Origin of the sequence: Pseudomonas sp. A0308 (genome assembly GCF_044218815.1) — a bacterium.
Classification (GTDB): Bacteria; Pseudomonadota; Gammaproteobacteria; order Pseudomonadales; family Pseudomonadaceae; genus Aquipseudomonas; species Aquipseudomonas iridis.
Window position 1 is genome coordinate 1,291,024 of sequence record NZ_CP162581.1, and the last position, 18,615, is coordinate 1,309,638.

At 60.0% G+C, this 18,615-nt stretch carries 11 protein-coding genes and 1 other RNA gene; 5 read left to right on the plus strand and 7 right to left on the minus strand.

What is annotated here, in order from left to right:
• Window positions 1-208: 208 nt before the first annotated feature.
• From ffs to AB4P92_RS06070, 6 genes are all read right to left on the minus strand, one after another.
• Window positions 209-305, minus strand: an RNA gene (gene ffs, locus AB4P92_RS06045) — signal recognition particle sRNA small type.
• 188 nt (window positions 306-493) lie between these two features.
• Window positions 494-1,660 carry a putative zinc-binding metallopeptidase gene (locus AB4P92_RS06050; protein ID WP_395599103.1) on the minus strand — a complete coding sequence of 389 codons (1,167 nt, stop codon included), beginning with the start codon at window positions 1,658-1,660 and terminating at the stop codon, window positions 494-496.
• 174 nt (window positions 1,661-1,834) lie between these two features.
• Window positions 1,835-4,192, minus strand: coding sequence for an NAD-dependent DNA ligase LigA (gene ligA, locus AB4P92_RS06055; RefSeq protein ID WP_395599104.1), 2,358 nt, complete (start codon window positions 4,190-4,192; stop codon window positions 1,835-1,837).
• Window positions 4,193-4,356: 164 nt separating this feature from the next.
• Window positions 4,357-5,217 (minus strand): cell division protein ZipA, encoded by an 861-nt coding sequence (gene zipA, locus AB4P92_RS06060; RefSeq protein WP_042558522.1) that lies wholly within the window; start codon window positions 5,215-5,217, stop codon window positions 4,357-4,359.
• Window positions 5,218-5,476: 259 nt separating this feature from the next.
• Window positions 5,477-8,965 (minus strand): chromosome segregation protein SMC, encoded by a 3,489-nt coding sequence (smc, locus tag AB4P92_RS06065; RefSeq protein ID WP_395599105.1) that lies wholly within the window; start codon window positions 8,963-8,965, stop codon window positions 5,477-5,479.
• A gap of 2 nt (window positions 8,966-8,967) precedes the next feature.
• Window positions 8,968-9,627: a GntR family transcriptional regulator gene (locus AB4P92_RS06070; RefSeq protein ID WP_042558520.1), complete on the minus strand. Its 660-nt coding sequence runs from the start codon at window positions 9,625-9,627 to the stop codon at window positions 8,968-8,970.
• 267 nt (window positions 9,628-9,894) lie between these two features.
• On the opposite strand from AB4P92_RS06070, the gene xdhA reads away from it, so the two are divergent.
• From xdhA to guaD, 4 genes are all read left to right on the plus strand, one after another.
• Window positions 9,895-11,349, plus strand: a complete 1,455-nt coding sequence (xdhA, locus tag AB4P92_RS06075) for a xanthine dehydrogenase small subunit (RefSeq protein WP_395599106.1) — start codon at window positions 9,895-9,897, stop codon at window positions 11,347-11,349.
• Complete coding sequence (gene xdhB / locus AB4P92_RS06080; RefSeq protein WP_261735658.1) at window positions 11,342-13,741, plus strand: xanthine dehydrogenase molybdopterin binding subunit; 2,400 nt, start codon at window positions 11,342-11,344, stop codon at window positions 13,739-13,741. Before xdhA ends, xdhB begins: the two co-directional genes overlap by 8 nt.
• 135 nt (window positions 13,742-13,876) lie before the next feature.
• The gene (gene xdhC / locus AB4P92_RS06085; RefSeq protein ID WP_395599107.1) at window positions 13,877-14,734 is read left to right on the plus strand and encodes a xanthine dehydrogenase accessory protein XdhC; all 858 of its coding nucleotides are present in this window, start codon (window positions 13,877-13,879) and stop codon (window positions 14,732-14,734) included.
• A 13-nt stretch (window positions 14,735-14,747) separates the two neighbouring features.
• On the plus strand, window positions 14,748-16,052 hold the full coding sequence (guaD, locus tag AB4P92_RS06090) for a guanine deaminase (RefSeq protein WP_042558516.1): 1,305 nt from the start codon (window positions 14,748-14,750) through the stop codon (window positions 16,050-16,052).
• Window positions 16,053-16,233: 181 nt separating this feature from the next.
• Here the strand turns inward: guaD and AB4P92_RS06095 are convergent, their stop codons facing one another.
• On the minus strand, window positions 16,234-16,998 hold the full coding sequence (locus AB4P92_RS06095; protein WP_042558515.1) for a GntR family transcriptional regulator: 765 nt from the start codon (window positions 16,996-16,998) through the stop codon (window positions 16,234-16,236).
• 357 nt (window positions 16,999-17,355) lie between these two features.
• On the opposite strand from AB4P92_RS06095, the gene AB4P92_RS06100 reads away from it, so the two are divergent.
• The gene (locus AB4P92_RS06100; protein ID WP_042558514.1) at window positions 17,356-18,546 is read left to right on the plus strand and encodes a benzoate/H(+) symporter BenE family transporter; all 1,191 of its coding nucleotides are present in this window, start codon (window positions 17,356-17,358) and stop codon (window positions 18,544-18,546) included.
• The last annotated feature ends 69 nt before the right edge of the window (window positions 18,547-18,615 follow it).

Genomic DNA, 18,615 nt, shown 5'->3' on the forward strand with positions numbered 1-18,615 from the left:
CTTGTGGGAGCTGGCTTGCCAGCGATTGCGGATTTTCAGTGAAATAGATGAACCTGACCCACCGCTATCGCTGGCAAGCCAGCTCCCAAAGGGTCATCGTCAACATTGAAATTAGTGCTGATTTGACAAATCGCAGGCACAAAAAAACCGCAGTGGGCGAAACCCATGCAGTTCGGTTGAAGCGTTCTATTGTTCGTTAAGGTGGTAACCCCACCAGCCACACCCCGGCACACAATGTTCCCGCTGTGGCTGCTGCCTTCCGGCTCTGACCAGGTTCACGGGTAATCGTTGCGGGGGGACCGATGGGGTCACCATAACGACGCTTGCCTATCGGCGAGCCGCGCCATTGTACCTATCTGAGACGAAGTTACAACCGTTCGGGCGGATAAAAAAATATGAGTCTGTTCAAGGACATAAAGATCGCAGCCTTCGGCAGCTCCTACATGAGGCGCATACCCCTGCAAGAGCTGCCGAAGGCTGCGATCTTTTGACTTTATTGCGCCTGAAGAACGTCGTCCGCCCTGCCGCCCGCCTGCTGAATGACCAGATGAATGAAATGCAGCTTGGCAATCGCCGGCGCCGGCAGCACGAACGGATAGAAATCCGGCTGACCCATGCTGCGTGACAGCTCATTGAGCATGCCTGCCAGTTCGATCCACGCGTTGACGAATGACAGGAACGCCTCCCCACCCGGATGTCCCGGGTCGTACAACGTACTGGTCGGAAAAGGCTGATAGTCGAAGTCCATCTCACGCGCGCTCATGCCGAAACCCAGCGCGGTATCGACCGCGTCCATCATGTGCAGGTAATGCGCCCAGGTTTCCGCCCAGTCTTCCCATGGGTGCATGGTCGCGTAGGCGCTGACGTAGTGCTGCGGCCAGTCCAGCGGCGCGCCCTGCTGATAGTGGCGGTCGAGTGCCTCGGCGTAGCTGGCGCGCTCGTCGCCGAACAGGTTGCGAAAAGAGTCGAGCCACGGGCCGTTGGCGATCAGCCTATCCCAGTAATAGTGTCCGACCTCATGACGAAAGTGCCCGAGCAGCGTGCGATACGGCTCGTGCATCTGCGCCCTCACCTGCTCGCGGTGGGCGTCGTCGGCTTCTTTGATGTCGAGGGTGATCAGGCCGTTGGCGTGGCCGGTCATGGGCGCGTTGCCTTCGAGGTCGACGCCGATGAAGTCGAAGGCCAGCCCGGCGTCTTCATCCACGGTTTTCGGGATGACCTGCAGACCGAGGGTGATCAGTTGCGCGACCAAGCGACGTTTGGCGATTTCGACCTTGCGCCAGCGCTCCGGGTTTTCCGGAACGGACAGGTCGGGGATGGTGCGATTGAGGCTGCAGGCAACGCACAGGGTGTCGTGATCGCTGGCCGCCAGCAACCAGTTGCACGCGGCGGGCGTGTCGAGATTGGCGCAACGACGGAACAGGCCGGCTTCGGGGTCGGCATCGAGCGCCCAGGTGCCCTCGTACGGGCCCGGTTGCAGCGAGGTCAGGCGACTTTCTTCGGGTTGATAACCGAGCAAGGCGTTGCAGGCCAGACACTGGCTGTTGCGAAAGAACAGCGACTGACCGCAGCGGCACGGCCAGACTTTGCTGTTGCGTGAGGACTCGGCCATGAACGGCGCGACGATGCGAGAACTGAGCTGCTCGAAAAAGCGGTACATGGCGATCTCTCCCTGGGGCTTGCCAAGACTAGATCATTCCCATGACAACATCGTTCCGCGCTTCTGTTGGGGCACGTCAAAAGATCGCAGACTTCGGCAGCTCCTACAGGGGATCAGTGTACGGTCAGATAGGCGTAGCGAAACACTGACCCCGCAGGCTGCGATGCTTTGATCTTAAACGTTCAAGCCATGGGTTTTGAGGAAGGCGATAAACGCCTCTTCATCCATCACCTTCACACCCAGCTCATTGGCCTTGGTCAGCTTCGAACCGGCACCCGGCCCCGCAACCACGCAGTGGGTTTTCGCCGACACGGAGCCAGCCACTTTCGCGCCCAGGCTTTCGAGGTGATCTTTAGCGACATCGCGACTCATCAACTCGACCTTGCCGGTCAGCACCCAGGTCTCGCCGGACAGTGGCAAGCCTTCGACGACTTTCTTCTCGCTCTCCCAATGCATGCCGAAATCACGCAGCTGTTTCTCGGCGTCCAAGGCAAGCTGACGATGCTGCGGCACGGCGAAAAACTCGCGAACCGAATTCGCCTGCTTCTCCGGCAACGCCTGGCGCATGTCCAGCCAGTCGGCGTTCATCACCGCTTCCAGCGAACCGAACTTGTCCGCCAGTTTTTGCGCCCCGCCCGGGCCGACCGAGGGGATGTGCAGCTTGTCGAGAAAGCCACCGAGCGTGGTACTGGCGGCAAACTCGGCGCCCAACTCGCCCTGATCCTGAATCTGCAAACCATGGCCCAGCAATTCGCTGATCACCTGCTGGTTATGCGCGTCCTCAAAGAAGCTGTGAATCTCGTGTGCCACTTCCAGACCAACATCCGGCAGGTAGGTCAACACTTGCGGCAAAGCCTGCTGCACGCGCTCCAGCGAACCGAGCGAGCGCGCGAGCACCTTGGCGGTCTCTTCGCCGACATCGGGAATGCCCAGCGCATAGATGAAGCGCGCCAGCCCCGGCTGCTTGCTGTCGGCAATGGCTGTGAGCAATTTGTTGCTGGAGACCTCGGCGAAGCCTTCCAGATCAACGATGTCATCGAACTTCAGTGCGTAAAGATCCGCTGGCGAACTGACCAGACCTTCGTCGACCAATTGCTCGACGCTCTTGTCGCCCAGGCCTTCGATGTCCATCGCACGACGCGAGACGAAGTGGATGATCGCCTGCTTCAGTTGCGCGCCACAGGCCAGTCGCCCGACGCAGCGATACACCGCGCCCTCGCTGACGGTTTCCTTGCCTTTGCTGCGCTTGATCAGTTGCGTGCGCTCGACGTGTGAACCACAGACCGGGCAGTTTTCCGGGATTGCTACCGGCCGCGCATTTTCCGGACGGCGTTCGGTGACCACTTGCACCACTTGCGGAATCACGTCACCGGCGCGACGGATGATCACGGTGTCGCCGATCATCAGGCCCAGTCGTGCGACTTCATCCATGTTGTGCAGCGTGGCATTGGCCACGGTGACGCCGGCAACCTTGACTGGCTTTAAACGTGCGACCGGGGTGACGGCACCGGTGCGGCCAACCTGGAATTCCACGTCGAGCAACTCGGTGAGCTCTTCCATTGCCGGGAATTTATGCGCGATCGCCCAACGTGGTTCGCGAGCGCGGAAGCCCAGTTCACGCTGATCGGCAATGCTGTTGACCTTGAACACCACGCCGTCGATTTCGTAGGTCAGCGAGTTACGCCGTGCGCCGATGTCGCGGTAGTAATCCAGGCACTCGCCAATGCCCTTGGCCAGTTTCAGTTCATGACTGATCGGCATGCCCCACTTCTGCAACTGCTTGAGGTTGCCGATGTGCGTGTCGGAAATATCGTGAGAGACCTGACCGATGCCGTAGCAGCAGAATTCCAGCGGACGGTTGGCGGTGATCTTTGAGTCGAGCTGACGCAGACTGCCGGCCGCCGCGTTACGCGGGTTGGCGAAGGTCTTGCCGCCGACTTCCAGTTGCGAGGCGTTGAGGCGCTCGAAACCGGCCTTGGACATGAACACCTCACCACGCACTTCCAGGGTCGCCGGCCAGCCTTCGCCGTGCAGCTTCAGTGGAATATTGCGCACCGTGCGCACGTTGACGCTGATGTCTTCGCCAGTGGCGCCGTCACCGCGCGTGGCGCCGCGCACCAGAACGCCATTTTGATACAGCAGGCTGACCGCCAGGCCATCGAGCTTCGGCTCGCAGCTGTATTCCACCACCGAGCTGCCGCCGAACAGATCACCGGCAGGCAGGTCCAGACCCTCGGTCACCCGACGGTCGAACTCGCGCATATCGGTTTCTTCAAACGCGTTGCCGAGGCTGAGCATCGGCACTTCGTGACGTACCTGCGTGAACGCGGTGAGCGCCACGCTGCCGACGCGCTGGGTGGGTGAATCGCTGGTGATCAGGTCGGGGTTGGCCGCTTCCAGCGCCTTGAGCTCGTGAAACAACCGGTCGTACTCGGCGTCCGGGATGCTCGGCTCGTCGAGGACGTGATAACGGTAGTTGTGCTGATCGAGTTCAGCGCGCAGCTCTAGAATGCGGTTTTTGGCGGCGGTCATGGGTGTTCTCTCATAAAGCAAAAGAGCAGCCGAGGCTGCTCCATTTCAATACATCATTGGCAGCAGAATCAAAAGATCGCAGCCTTCGGCAGCTCCTACAGAAATCAAAAACCCTGTAGGAGCTGTCGAGTGAAACGAGGCTGCGATCTTTTGACCTTTGAGCCTTAACGCTTGTGGGTCAGGGCGCGGCGCTCGAATTCGACGATGCGCTGACGGTAGTGCTCAATGGTCTGCGCGGTCAGAACGCTGCGCTGGTCATCTTTCAGCTCGCCGTTCAATTCCTGCGACAGCTTGCGGGCTGCGGCCACCATCACGTCGAAGGCTTGCTTCGGGTGACGCGGACCTGGCAGGCCAAGGAAGAAGCTCACCGCCGGGGTGCTGAAATGGTCGATGTCGTCAAGATCAAAGATGCCCGGCTTGACCGCATTGGCCATGGAGAACAGCACTTCACCATTGCCGGCCATGCTTTCGTGGCGGTGGAAAATATCCATCTCGCCAAAACGCAGCCCGCTTTCCAGAATGTTCTGCAACAGCGCCGGGCCTTTGAAGCCGGCAGCGTCGCGGCAGATCACACTGATCACCAGGACTTCTTCAGCTTGCGGTTGATCCTTTTCGACCGCTGCAGGCGCTGGTTTGGCGTCTTCTACGAAGTCGTCACGGCTGCTGAAGCTCGGGCCGCCGTCCAGATCCAGATCGAGGTTCAGGTCGCCCTGGGCCGGACCGTTGCTGCCGCGCTTGCCACGTTTGGCACCGGATTCGCGAGGCTCGCGTGCTTCGCGGGCCGGCATGCTCACCGACGGCAGATCGTGCTCGTCCAGTTGAGGTTCCTTGTGTGTGTCCAATACGCGGGCCGGGCCCAACAGCTCAGGGCTGGTGTCCTCGTCCGGCAGGTTGGACAAACTTCGATCAAGACGGAATTTCAGTTTTCCCTTGCCGCCGCGCATACGGCGCCAGCCATCGAAAAGAATACCGGCTATCACAATGATGCCGATGACGATCAGCCACTCGCGCAGACCGATTTCCATGTAATCCCGTGCCTCTATAAAAAATGCTGAAAAATAAGGGGTTTACACTGTGCAAACCGCTTTAAAACGTGGCGCCAACTCTATGTTCTGACAGGCGTTTTGCCCACGTATACGAAAAATTGACATTAAACTAGCACGACCATAGACAACTTTACACCGTCTGTCTCATCGGCTTGCGCGAATATGTCGATTGGCCAGCAAGTCGAGTCCGGTAATAAAGTCCTACAAACCCCTAATACCTTTCCCACAAGATACCGAATCAGGCATCCACCATCGCCATCGCCTCCTCGACATCCACCGCTACCAGTCGCGAGCAACCCGGTTCATGCATCGTTACGCCCATCAACTGTTCGGCCATTTCCATGGCGATCTTGTTGTGGGTGATATAGATGAACTGCACGGTCTGCGACATCTCTTTGACCAAGCGTGCGTAGCGTCCAACGTTAGCGTCATCCAGCGGCGCGTCAACCTCATCGAGCATGCAGAACGGCGCCGGGTTCAACTTGAAGATCGCAAAAACCAGTGCCAGCGCGGTCAGGGCTTTTTCCCCGCCGGAGAGCAAATGGATGGTGCTGTTCTTCTTCCCTGGCGGCTGCGCCATGATCGTTACCCCTGTATCGAGTAGATCTTCGCCCGTCAGTTCCAAATACGCGCGCCCACCACCGAAAACTTTCGGGAAAAGCGCCTGTAATCCGCCATTGATCTGATCAAAGGTATCTTTGAAACGGTTACGGGTTTCCTTGTCGATCTTGCGGATGACGTTTTCCAGAGTTTCCAGCGCTTCGACCAGATCGGCGTCCTGCGCATCCAGATAACGTTTACGCTCGGATTGTTGCGTGTATTCGTCGATGGCCGCGAGGTTGATCGCGCCCAGACGCTGAATCCGCGCATTGATCCGTTCGAGTTCTTCTTCGGCTTCGCGTTCACTGGCTTGCGCAGTCAATGTGGCGAGCACGCCGTTGAGATCGTAGCCGTCTTCGAGCAGTTGATCCTGCAGGGCCTTGCGGCGCACGGTCAGGGCCTGCCACTCCATGCGCTGCTGTTCGAGCTGGCCACGGATCAGTTGCGATTGCTGCTCGGCCTGCGTGCGGCGTTTTTCTGCGTCGCGCAGTTCGCGGTCGGCATCTTCGAGCGCGATCTGCGCAGTCTTGAGTTCCTCATCGACGGTCATGCGCTTGTCGAGCAGCTCTTCGAGTTTCAGGCGCAGTTCTTCCAGCGGTGCTTCGCCCTCCTCCAGATTCAGACTCAACTGTTCACGCTTTTCGGTCAGACGCTCGGACTGCATTTCCAGACGTTCCAACGCCTGGCGCGTGGAGTCGTGCTGCGCGCGCAGCGAGCCGAGACGCACGGCCAGTTGGTGCGCATGATCCTTGTGCTGCCGTGCTTCCTGACGCACGCGGTCGAGGCGTTCTCGCAGGCTGTCGCGCTGGGCCAGCAGCAACTCGCGCTGCTCGGTGTCCAGCGCCATCGCGTCGAGGGCTTCCTGCAAGTGCATGCGCGCTTCGCCGATGTGTTCGTGCTCCAGCGCACGTTGTTCACCGAGTTCGACCAGCTCTTCATCCAGACGAGTACGACGCAATGTCAGCTGTTCGGCCTTGGCTTTACCGGCGGACAATTGCGCTTTCAGCTCACCTTGCTGACGCGCTTCGTCTTGCAGCAAACGACGCAGATGCTCACGACCGTTTTCCTGCTGACGCTGCTGCGCGCGCAGGGTTTGCAAACGGTTTTCCATGGCTTCGACCGTGGCTTCACGCTCTTCGCGTTCAAGATGCAACGCTTCGATTTCCTGGCCACGGGCGAGCATGCCGCTTTCCGCTTCACTGGCCCGTCGTACGCGCAGAAAGTGCCGGCCGACCCAATAGCCGTCGCGGCTGATCACGCTCTGCCCGGCGCCCAACTGGCCGCGCAGGGCCAATGCCTGCTCCAGACTGTCGACCGGTTTGACCTGACCGAGCCACGGCGACAGATCGATCTGCGCCTCAACTTTATCCAGCAGACTGCCCGCCACCCGCACGCCGTCGGTGCCAGGGCTGAGCAGGCGCAAATCGCCCTGTGTAAAACCGGACAGATCGAAGCCGCTGAAATCATCGACCAGCACCGCTTGCAGATCGGCGCCGAGCACGGTTTCTACCGCCAGCTCCCAACCGGCCTCGACCTTCAGGCCTTCAGCCAGACGCGGACGCTCGGCGAGGTTGTGCTCCTTGAGCCATTCAGCGGTGCCGGTGCCCGGATCGAGCGCGGCTTGCTGCAAGGCTTCAAGGGAGGCCAGGCGACCATTGAGGCGCTGCAAATCGCCCTGCGCCTGTTGCTGCGCGGCCAGCGCTTGCTGTAGTTCCTGACGCAGTTGCTCAAGCTTTTCGACTTGGGCTTCTTCGCTGGTCTGCAAATCTTCAAGGGTCGCTTCGGACTCGGCGAGCTGCTCGTTGAGCTCCATGATCGCCGCGTCTTCGGGGTCCGCCGAGAGCAATGCACGCTCTTCGCCGAGGCGCTTTTGGCGATCGGCCAAGCGTTCCATGCTGGTTTCGAGCTGCTGAATGCGCGACTGCTGCACTTCGGCCTGACGCCGCGGTTCGGCAGCAGTGAGGTTGAAGGCGTCCCACTGCTCCTGCCAGCCGTGCATCACGCTTTCGGAATCTTCGAGTGCAGCGGCGGCTTCTTCGGCGGCAGCGCTGGTGATTTCCTGCTCGGGGGTGAGCATGTCCAGCTCTTCGCCGAGGGTCAGCAGCAACGTGCGGTCGTGGCCCAGATGCGACTCGGTCTCCAGTCGCGCGCGCTCGGCTTCTTTCAAGTCGTCCTGCAACTGACGCAAACGCTGCTGGCCGTGCTGGATGCTCTGCTCGACCCGGGCGATGTCGCCGCCGACCGAATAGAAGCGGCCCTGCACCAGATTGAAGCGCTCGGACAGGTCGTGATGCCCGTCGCGCAAGCGTTCAATCGCCGCATCGGCGTTACGTTGTTCGGCGACCAGCGCTTCGAAACTGATTTCCTGAGTGCCGATGATCGACTCGCGCTGGCCGACCTGATCGTTCAGATCCTGCCAGCGCAGGGCCGACAGTTGCGCCTTGAGCTGACGCTCCTCGGCTTTGAATTCCTGATACTTCTTGGCGGCCTCGGCCTGACGGTGCAAGCGTTCGAGCTGACGTTCGAGCTCATCGCGCAGGTCGGTCAGGCGGGCGAGGTTTTCATGGGTGCGGCGGATGCGGTTTTCAGTCTCGCGCCGGCGCTCCTTGTACTTGGAGATGCCCGCCGCTTCTTCGATGAAGTTACGCAGGTCTTCAGGCTTGGACTCGATCAGCTTGGAGATCATCCCCTGCTCGATGATCGAGTAGCTGCGCGGGCCCAGACCGGTGCCGAGGAAGATATCGGTGATGTCACGGCGACGGCATTTGGTGCCGTTGAGGTAATAAGTGGTCTGGCTGTCGCGGGTCACTTTGCGGCGAATGGAAATCTCCGCGTACGCCGCGTATTCGCCCAGCAGCGTGCCGTCGGAGTTGTCGAACACCAGTTCGATACTCGCCTGGCTCACCGGCTTGCGGCTGGTCGAACCGTTGAATATGACGTCGGTCATCGACTCGCCACGCAGGTTTTTCGCCGAACTTTCGCCCATCACCCAGCGTACGGCGTCGATGATGTTCGACTTGCCGCAACCGTTCGGCCCGACGACCGCCGCCATGTTACTGGGGAAGTTCACCGTGGTCGGGTCGACGAAGGATTTGAATCCCGCCAGTTTGATGCACTTGAGCCGCACGCTTAGGCAACCGTCAGGGCAGACACCACCAGATCGCAGCTGCGCTGGGCGTAAGCCGTCAGCACGATGCGGATCTGCGGCAGGTCACGGGCGAGCACGGCAGCCAGCAAGCGCTCGAACAGTTCGAGGAATTCGCTCATTTCGGCCTTGCGCTGTTCGAGGGCGAGGAAGTACGCGCGGCTCATGGCCGGCTGCAGGTTCTCGACAGTTTCTTGCAGGTACGGGTTGTTGGCGAACGGATACGCGGCGCGCATGACGTTGAAACTGTCATCGACGAACGTGCGAATGTCCTGACGCTCGTAGCTGGCGGTCAGGCGCTGCTGGATCTGCACGAACGGCGCCATGTCCGACTGGACCTGCCAGCCATTGGCCACCGAATTGCCGAGCAGAATGTACAGCTCGCTCATCAGCGTGCACAGGCTCTGCACCTTGTGCGCCGTCAGTTCGGTGACATGCGCGCCACGGCGCGGCAGGATCGCGATCAGGTGGCGACGCTCGAGGATCAGCAAGGCTTCGCGGACCGAACCGCGGCTGACGTTGAGCGCCAGCGTGACCTTCTGTTCCTGGATGCGCTCTCCCGGCTTCATTTCGCCACGAATGATGCGTTCGGCGAGGTGGTGAGCGATTTGCTCGGCGAGGCTGTCCGGGGCCTTGAACGTCATGGTGTCCTTCAAATTCTATCGATCTGCACAAGCGGCGCAGTGTAGCGCAAATGCAAGGTCATGGCGGAGTGCCCACTCAGCGGTTTTTGGCACGATTCCCGCAAAAAGGCAGGGGACTCGATGAGGGTCAATACTGAATAGACAGGTTGTTGATCGACGAAATGCATTTTCTTGACCTTTAAGTCAGAAAACCATTGACCGAAAAGTCAGAGCTGCTAAATTCGGCTCAAGTCGCTTAACAACAATAATGAGTCTGCGAGGCCTTCCGTGATCCAGTTTTTACTTAACCAGGAACTCCGTAGCGAGCACGCCCTGGACCCGAATCTGACCGTGCTCAATTACCTGCGTGAACACGTCGGCAAATCCGGCACCAAAGAAGGTTGCGCCAGCGGTGACTGCGGCGCCTGCACCGTAGTGGTCGGCGAGTTGCAGACGGATGACGATGGTCGCGAACATATTCGCTATCGCAGCCTCAATTCGTGCCTGACGTTCGTGTCGTCCTTGCACGGCAAGCAACTGATCAGCGTTGAAGACCTCAAGCACAAAGGCGAACTGCACAGCGTGCAGAAAGCCATGGTCGAGTGCCACGGTTCGCAGTGCGGTTTCTGCACCCCCGGTTTCGTCATGTCGCTGTTCGCTCTGCAAAAGAACAGCGATGCGCCTGATAACGCCAAGGCCCACGAAGCGCTGGCCGGCAACCTCTGCCGTTGCACCGGCTACCGGCCGATTCTGGCCGCTGCCGAGCAGTCGTGCTGCGCCAAGCAACCGGATCAGTTCGACGCCCGCGAAGCTGACACCATCGCCCGACTCAAAGCCATTGCCCCCACCGATATCGGCGAACTCAACAGCGGCGACAAGCGCTGCCTGGTGCCGCTGACCGTCGCCGATCTGGCCGATCTCTACGATGCTTACCCACAAGCACGCCTGCTGGCGGGCGGCACCGATCTGGCGCTGGAAGTCACCCAGTTCCACCGCACGCTGCCGGTGATGATCTACGTCGGCAACGTCGCCGAAATGAAGCGCATCGACAGTTTCGATGACCGCATCGAAATCGGCGCCGCCACCAGCCTCTCCGACTGCTACGAAGCGCTGAACGCCGAGTACCCGGATTTCGGCGAGTTGCTGCACCGCTTCGCTTCACTGCAAATCCGCAACCAGGGCACCCTCGGCGGCAACATTGGCAACGCTTCGCCCATCGGTGACTCGCCGCCCCTGCTGATCGCCCTCGGCGCGCAGATCGTGCTGTGCAAAGGCGAAACCCGGCGCGCCCTGAACCTGGAAGACTACTTCATCGATTACCGCGTCACTGCCCGCCAGGAAAGCGAATTCATCGAGAAGATCATCGTCCCGCGTGCCAGCGCCGAGCAGTTGTTCCGCGCCTATAAAGTCTCGAAGCGTCTGGACGACGACATCTCCGCCGTCTGCGCCGCGTTCAATCTGCGCATCGAAAACGGTGTGATCAGCGATGCCCGCGTCGCCTTCGGCGGCATGGCCGCGATCCCCAAACGCGCCGCCGCTTGCGAAGCCGCGCTGATCGGCCAACCGTTCAACAATGCCGTGATCGAACGCGCCTGCGCTGCCCTGGCCGAAGACTTCACGCCGCTCTCGGACTTCCGCGCCAGCAAGGAATATCGCCTGCTCAGCGCGCAGAACCTGCTGCGCAAATACTTCATCGAACTGCAAACACCGCACATCGAGACTCGGGTGACCGCTTATGTCTAACCATCACGCCGTAGAGAAGACCCAGGCTGAACTGGCCGAATTGTTCGCCCAGGACCTGACCACCGGTGTCGGCCGCAGCGTCAAGCACGACAGCGCCGCCAAACATGTGTCCGGTGAAGCGCAGTACATCGATGATCGCCTGGAATTTCCGAATCAGTTGCACCTGTACGCACGTCTGTCGGACCGCGCCCACGCGAAGATCATCAGCATTGATACAAGTCCTTGCTATGCCTTCGAAGGCGTACGCATCGCCATCACCCACGAAGACGTCCCGGGCCTGAAAGACATCGGCCCGCTGATGCCGGGCGACCCGTTGCTGGCCATCGATGATGTGCAATTTGTCGGGCAACCGGTGCTCGCCGTGGCGGCGAAGGATCTGGAAACCGCACGCAAGGCAGCGATGGCCGCGATCATCGAATACGAAGACCTCGAGCCGGTGCTGGATGTGGTCGAAGCGCTGCGCAAGCGCCATTTCGTCCTCGACAGCCACACCCATCAGCGTGGCGATTCGGTCTCCGCACTGGCGACGGCCGATCATCGCATTCAAGGCACGCTGCACATTGGCGGTCAGGAACACTTCTACCTGGAGACGCAAATCTCCTCGGTCATGCCCACCGAAGACGGCGGCATGATTGTTTATTGCTCGACGCAGAACCCGACCGAAGTGCAGAAACTGGTCGCTGAAGTGCTCGACGTGTCGATGAACAAAATCGTCGTCGACATGCGCCGCATGGGCGGTGGTTTCGGTGGCAAGGAAACTCAGGCGGCAAGCCCCGCGTGCCTGTGCGCAGTGGTTGCGCATCTCACCGGTCAGCCGACCAAAATGCGCCTGCCGCGCGTCGAAGACATGCTCATGACTGGCAAGCGTCACCCGTTCTACGTCGAGTACGACGTCGGCTTCGACAGCACCGGGCGCCTGCACGGGATCAACATGGAACTGGCCGGTAACTGCGGTTGCTCACCAGACTTGTCGGCGTCGATTGTCGACCGCGCAATGTTCCACTCGGACAACTCGTATTACCTGGGCGATGCGACCATCAACGGTCATCGCTGCAAGACCAACACCGCCTCGAACACCGCCTACCGGGGTTTCGGCGGCCCGCAAGGGATGGTCGCGATCGAAGAAGTGATGGACGCGATTGCCCGTCACCTGAACCTCGACCCACTCGCGGTGCGCAAGGCCAACTACTACGGCAAGACCGAGCGCAACGTTACCCACTACTACCAGACCGTCGAGCACAACATGCTCGAGGAAATGACCGCGGAACTGGAAGAAAGCAGCCAGTATTACGAGCGCCGCGAAGCGATCCGTCGCTACAACGCCAACAGCCCGATCCTGAAAAAAGGCCTGGCGCTGACCCCGGTGAAATTCGGCATTTCCTTCACCGCCAGCTTCTTGAACCAGGCCGGTGCGCTGATTCATATCTACACCGACGGCAGCATCCACCTGAACCATGGCGGCACCGAAATGGGCCAGGGCCTGAACACCAAAGTCGCGCAGGTCGTGGCCGAGGTGTTCCAGGTCGAAATCGATCGCGTGCAGATCACCGCGACCAATACCGACAAGGTGCCAAACACCTCGCCAACCGCTGCTTCCAGCGGCGCCGACCTCAACGGTAAAGCCGCCCAGAATGCCGCCGAGATCATCAAGCAACGCTTGGTTGAGTTCGCCGCACGGCACTTCAAAGTCAGCGAGGAAGACGTCGAATTCCATAACGGCCATGTACGCGTTCGTGATCACATCCTGACCTTTGAATCGCTGATCCAGCAGGCGTATTTCAATCAGGTCTCGCTGTCGAGCACCGGGTTCTACAAAACCCCGAAAATCTACTACGACCGCAGCCAGGCCCGTGGCCGTCCGTTCTATTATTTCGCCTTCGGCGCGGCGTGCTGCGAAGTCATCGTCGACACCCTGACCGGCGAATACAAGATGCTGCGTACCGACATTCTCCACGACGTCGGCGCCTCGCTGAACCCGTCCATCGACATCGGTCAGGTTGAAGGTGGTTTCGTCCAGGGCATGGGCTGGCTGACCATGGAAGAGCTGGTCTGGAACAACAAGGGCAAGCTGATGACCAACGGCCCGGCCAGCTACAAGATCCCGGCAGTGGCGGACATGCCGCTGGATCTGCGAGTGAAACTGGTAGAAAACCGCAAGAACCCGGAAGACACCGTGTTCCACTCCAAGGCCGTTGGTGAGCCGCCGTTCATGCTCGGCATTGCCGCGTGGTGTGCGATCAAGGACGCTGTGGCAAGCCTCGGTGACTACAAGCATCAGCCGAAGATCGACGCCCCGGCGACCCCGGAGCGGGTGTTGTGGGGCTGTGAGCAGATGCGTCAGCTTAAAGCGGTGAAGGCCGTCGAAGCTGAAACCGAGCTGGCTTCGCTTTAAGACCGAGGCGCGGCCATCGCTGGCAAGCCAGCTCCCACAGGAATTTGTACTGACCGTTGGACTGTGCAATTCCAATGTGGGAGCGAGCCTGCTCGCGAAGAGGCCCGAACAGACAACAAAGATGTCGAGGTGAATATGTACAACTGGATCGACGCCCTCGCCGACCTGCAGAACCAGGGCGAGCCCTGTGTGCTGGTGGCGATCATCGAAGAGCTCGGCTCGACGCCACGCAATGCCGGCTCGAAAATGGTCGTCAGTGCTCGCCAGATCTTCGACACCATCGGTGGCGGGCACCTGGAATACAAAGCCATGCAGATCGCTCGCGAGATGCTTGCCAGCGGCAAGCAGGACACTCATCTGGAGCGCTTCAGCCTCGGTGCCAGTCTGGGCCAGTGCTGCGGCGGCGCCACGGTGTTGCTGTTCGAACCGATGGGCCAGGTGCAAGCGCAGATCGCCGTGTTCGGCGCCGGCCACGTCGGTCGCGCCCTGGTGCCGCTGCTCGCCAGCCTGCCCTGCCGGGTGCGCTGGATCGATTCCCGGGAAGAAGAATTCCCCGCACAGATTCCCCACGGCGTCCGTAAAATCGTCGCCGAAGAGCCTGTGGATGAAATCGATGACCTGCCCGCCGGCAGCTATTGCATCGTCATGACCCACAATCATCAGCTGGATCTGGAACTCACCGCCGCGATCCTCAAGCGCAACGATTTCACCTGGTTCGGCCTGATCGGCTCGAAGACCAAACGCGCCAAGTTCGAACACCGTCTGCGTGACCGCGGCTTCGACGCCAGCGTCGTGCAACGCATGCGCTGCCCGATGGGTATCGGCGAAGTCAAAGGCAAGTTGCCTGTGGAAATCGCCATCTCCATCGCCGGCGAAATCATCGCTACTTATAACGCCAATTTCGGCCAGCACACTGCCAGCGCCGAACCGATTGCCAAACTGCTGCCGCTTTCACGCCGCAGTCAGGCCGCCAAACTCAAAGCCTCAAATTGATTAGAGAAACCTCATGCCTCTGACTCGCAAAGCCTACCGCGCCGCCATCCTGCACAGCATTGCCGACCCCGCCGAAGTCGGTATCGAAGCCTCCTACGAATATTTCGAGGACGGCCTGCTGGTGGTCGATGGCGGCAAGATCAGCGCCGTCGGCCACGCCAGCGACTTGCTGCCGACGCTGCCGGCAGACATCGAAATCAACCACTATCAGGATGCCTTGATCACCCCGGGCTTTATCGACACCCACATTCACCTGCCACAAACCGGCATGGTCGGCGCCTATGGCGAGCAACTGCTCGACTGGCTCAACACTTACACCTTCCCGTGCGAAAGCCAGTTCGGCGACAAGGCGCACGCCGATGAAGTCGCTGACATTTTCGTCAAGGAACTGCTGCGCAACGGCACCACCACGGCGCTGGTGTTCGGCAGCGTTCACCCGCAGTCGGTGAACTCGTTCTTTGAAGCGGCCGAGAAACTCGATCTGCGGATGATCGCGGGTAAAGTGATGATGGACCGCAACGCGCCGGACTACCTCACCGACACCGCCGAATCCAGCTACGTCGAGAGCAAGGCGCTGATCGAGCGCTGGCACGGCAAAGGTCGCCTGCACTATGCGGTCACCCCGCGTTTCGCGCCGACCAGCACCCCGGAGCAATTGACCCTCGCCGGGCAATTGCTGACTGAATATCCGGATCTGTACATGCAGACCCACATCAGCGAGAACCTCAAGGAAATCGAGTGGGTCAAGGAACTGTTCCCGGAGCGCAAAGGCTACCTGGACGTTTACGATCACTACCAGCTGCTCGGCGAGCGCTCGGTATTCGCCCACGGCGTGCACCTGTGCGACGACGAATGTGCGCGACTGGCGCAAACTGGCTCCGCCGTTTCGTTCTGCCCGACGTCGAACCTCTTCCTGGGCAGCGGTTTGTTTAATCTGCCAATGGCCGAGAAGCACAAGTTGAACGTGGGGCTGGGCACTGACGTGGGTGGCGGCACCAGTTTCTCGTTGCTGCAAACACTGAACGAAGCCTACAAAGTGATGCAGTTGCAGGGCGCGCGTTTGAGTCCGTTCAAGTCGTTGTATCTGGCGACTTTGGGTGGCGCGCGGGCGCTGCGTCTGGAAGACAAGATCGGCAACCTGCAACCGGGCAGCGACGCTGACTTCCTGGTGCTGGATTACAACGCCACGCCGTTGCTGAGCTATCGCTTGAAACAGGCGAATAACATTGCCGAGACCTTGTTTGTGTTGATGACGCTGGGCGATGACCGGACCGTGCAGCAGACTTATGCGGCGGGTGCGCTGGTGCATCAGCGCTAAGTTTTCACAGGCAAAAAAATCCCCCGGTGGTGTTCAGCCCCGGGGGATTTTTTGTTGCCTGTCAGATTGCATCGCTGGCAAGCCAGCTCCCACAGGTTTCTCGGTGAATCGCAGATTTGCTAACCCCACAAAATCCTGTGGGAGCTGGCTTGCCAGCGATTAGGGTCGACTCGGTATCAGCTCAAAGCTTGGCCGCAGGACGCCCCGGCTTCTTGGTCTGCAACAAATGCGAGAACACCGCATGCAGATCATCCGACGCGCCTTCCTCATCGAGGTTGAGCTTGCTGTCGATGTGATCCATGTGATGCATCATCAGATCCACCGCCAACTCACCGTTACGCGCTTCAATGGCGTCGATCAGTTGGGTGTGCTCGTCGTAGGAACAGTGCGAGCGGTTGCCGCTTTCATATTGGGCAATGATCAGCGAGGTCTGCGAGACCAGGCTGCGCTGGAAGCTGACCAGCGGTGCATTTTTCGCCGCTTCCGCCAGTTTCAGATGGAACTCGCCCGACAGACGAATACCGGCGCCGCGATCACCGCGCGAGAAGCTGTCGCGCTCGTCGTTGACCATTTGGCGCAATTCGGCGATCTGTTCGGCGGTGGCGTGCAGCACGGCCAGTTCAGTGATCGCGCGTTCGACCAGACGGCGGGCCATGAACACCTGACGCGCTTCTTCCACGCTCGGACTGGCAACGACGGCGCCACGGTTCGGCCGCAACAGCACCACACCTTCATGGGCCAGACGCGACAGCGCGCGGCGAATGATGGTGCGACTGACCCCAAATATTTCCCCCAGCGCTTCTTCGCTCAACTTGGTGCCGGGCGCCAGACGCTGTTCGAGGATGGCCTCGAAGATGTGCGCGTAGACAATATCGTCCTGGGTTCCGCTGCGGCCGGCTTTGCCTGCTCGCGGTTGTTTCTTGAGGGGTTGCAACTGTTCGTTCATGGGCACTCGAGTCGGGAGAACTGCGGCGAATAGACCGTGACTGTAATACGGCACAGTAGGTCGCTGGCAAGTATCGCGTAAAAAACAGCGCGATTGTACACAATGGATGGTGGCAACACGACTGTATGGCTGTTTGTGACCACGGCTGTATTGCAACGGTTCGTTACGATTGAGTTTAGGCTTGATCGCAGAATCCGCTGGTCGACCACAATCCCCTGTGGGAGCGAGCCTGCTCGCGAAAGCCGTTTCACATTCAAAATGAATGTTGACTGACACACCGCTTTCGCGAGCAGGCTCGCTCCCACAGGGGTTTGGCGTACAGGGGACATCTTCATTGGTATAAGGAACACCGTTGTCATGAACGACGCCACGCACACTCAACTGCGCCCTCTGGCCGACACATCGCCCTCGGCCATCGTCGCCGGTTTCATTGCGATGATGACCGGTTACACCAGCTCCCTGGTCCTGATGTTCCAGGCCGGGCAAGCGGCGGGCCTGACCAGCGGGCAGATTTCTTCGTGGATCTGGGCAATTTCGATTGGCATGGCGGTGTGCTCGATCGGCCTGTCGCTGCGCTATCGCACGCCCATCACCATTGCGTGGTCGACACCCGGCGCGGCGCTGTTGATCACCAGTCTTGGCGGCGTGAGTTACGGCGAAGCCATCGGCGCCTACATCACCTGCGCGGTGCTGGTGACGATCTGCGGGCTGACCGGTAGTTTTGAACGGCTGATGAAGAAGATCCCGGCATCGCTGGCGGCAGCCTTGCTGGCTGGGATTTTGTTCAAGATCGGCAGCGAAATTTTCGTCGCCGCGCAACACCGCACCGGCCTGGTATTGGGCATGTTCTTCACCTATTTATTGGTCAAACGCCTGTCGCCCCGCTATGCCGTGCTCGCCGCACTGCTGATCGGCACCGCGCTGTCGGGCTTCATGGGGCTTCTGGACTTCAGCGGTTTTCATCTGGAAGTGGCCACGCCGGTGTGGACCACGCCGCACTTTTCTTTGGCGGCAACCATCAGCATCGGCATTCCACTGTTCGTCGTGGCCATGACCTCGCAGAACATGCCCGGCATCGCCGTGCTGCGCGCCGACGGCTACACCGTCCCGGCCTCGCCGCTGATCACCACTACCGGCATCGCTTCGTTGTTACTGGCGCCGTTCGGTTCACACGGCATCAACCTCGCCGCCATCAGCGCGGCCATCTGCACCGGGCCGCATGCCCACGAAGATCGCAACAAACGCTACACCGCAGCAGTGTGGTGCGGGATTTTCTACGGGATCGCCGGGGTGTTCGGCGCAACGTTGGCGGCGCTATTTGCCGCGCTGCCGAAGGAACTGGTGCTGTCAATTGCGGCGCTTGCGCTGTTTGGCTCGATCATCAACGGCTTGAGCATCGCAATGACCGAAGTGAAGGAACGCGAAGCTGCGCTGATCACGTTTATGGTGACGGCGTCGGGGTTGACGCTGTTCTCCATCGGATCGGCGTTTTGGGGGATTGTTGCGGGGGTTGTGACGCTGGTGATTTTGAATTGGCGTAAAGCGTAAGATCAAAAGATCGCAGCCTTCGGCAGCTCCTACAGGGAATACGCGTAGATCCTGTGAGCTGCCGAAGGC

Excerpts from the sequence above, each read along its gene's own strand:
- AB4P92_RS06050 (WP_395599103.1), bottom strand. The coding sequence starts at position 1,660 with ATGTACCGCTTTTTCGAGCAGCTCAGTTCTCGCATCGTCGCGCCGTTC.
- AB4P92_RS06095 (WP_042558515.1), bottom strand. The coding sequence starts at position 16,998 with ATGAACGAACAGTTGCAACCCCTCAAGAAACAACCGCGAGCAGGCAAA.
- xdhB (WP_261735658.1), top strand. The coding sequence starts at position 11,342 with ATGTCTAACCATCACGCCGTAGAGAAGACCCAGGCTGAACTGGCCGAA.
- ligA (WP_395599104.1), bottom strand. The coding sequence starts at position 4,192 with ATGACCGCCGCCAAAAACCGCATTCTAGAGCTGCGCGCTGAACTCGAT.
- xdhC (WP_395599107.1), top strand. The coding sequence starts at position 13,877 with ATGTACAACTGGATCGACGCCCTCGCCGACCTGCAGAACCAGGGCGAG.
- AB4P92_RS06100 (WP_042558514.1), top strand. The coding sequence starts at position 17,356 with ATGAACGACGCCACGCACACTCAACTGCGCCCTCTGGCCGACACATCG.
- AB4P92_RS06070 (WP_042558520.1), bottom strand. The coding sequence starts at position 9,627 with ATGACGTTCAAGGCCCCGGACAGCCTCGCCGAGCAAATCGCTCACCAC.
- guaD (WP_042558516.1), top strand. The coding sequence starts at position 14,748 with ATGCCTCTGACTCGCAAAGCCTACCGCGCCGCCATCCTGCACAGCATT.
- zipA (WP_042558522.1), bottom strand. The coding sequence starts at position 5,217 with ATGGAAATCGGTCTGCGCGAGTGGCTGATCGTCATCGGCATCATTGTG.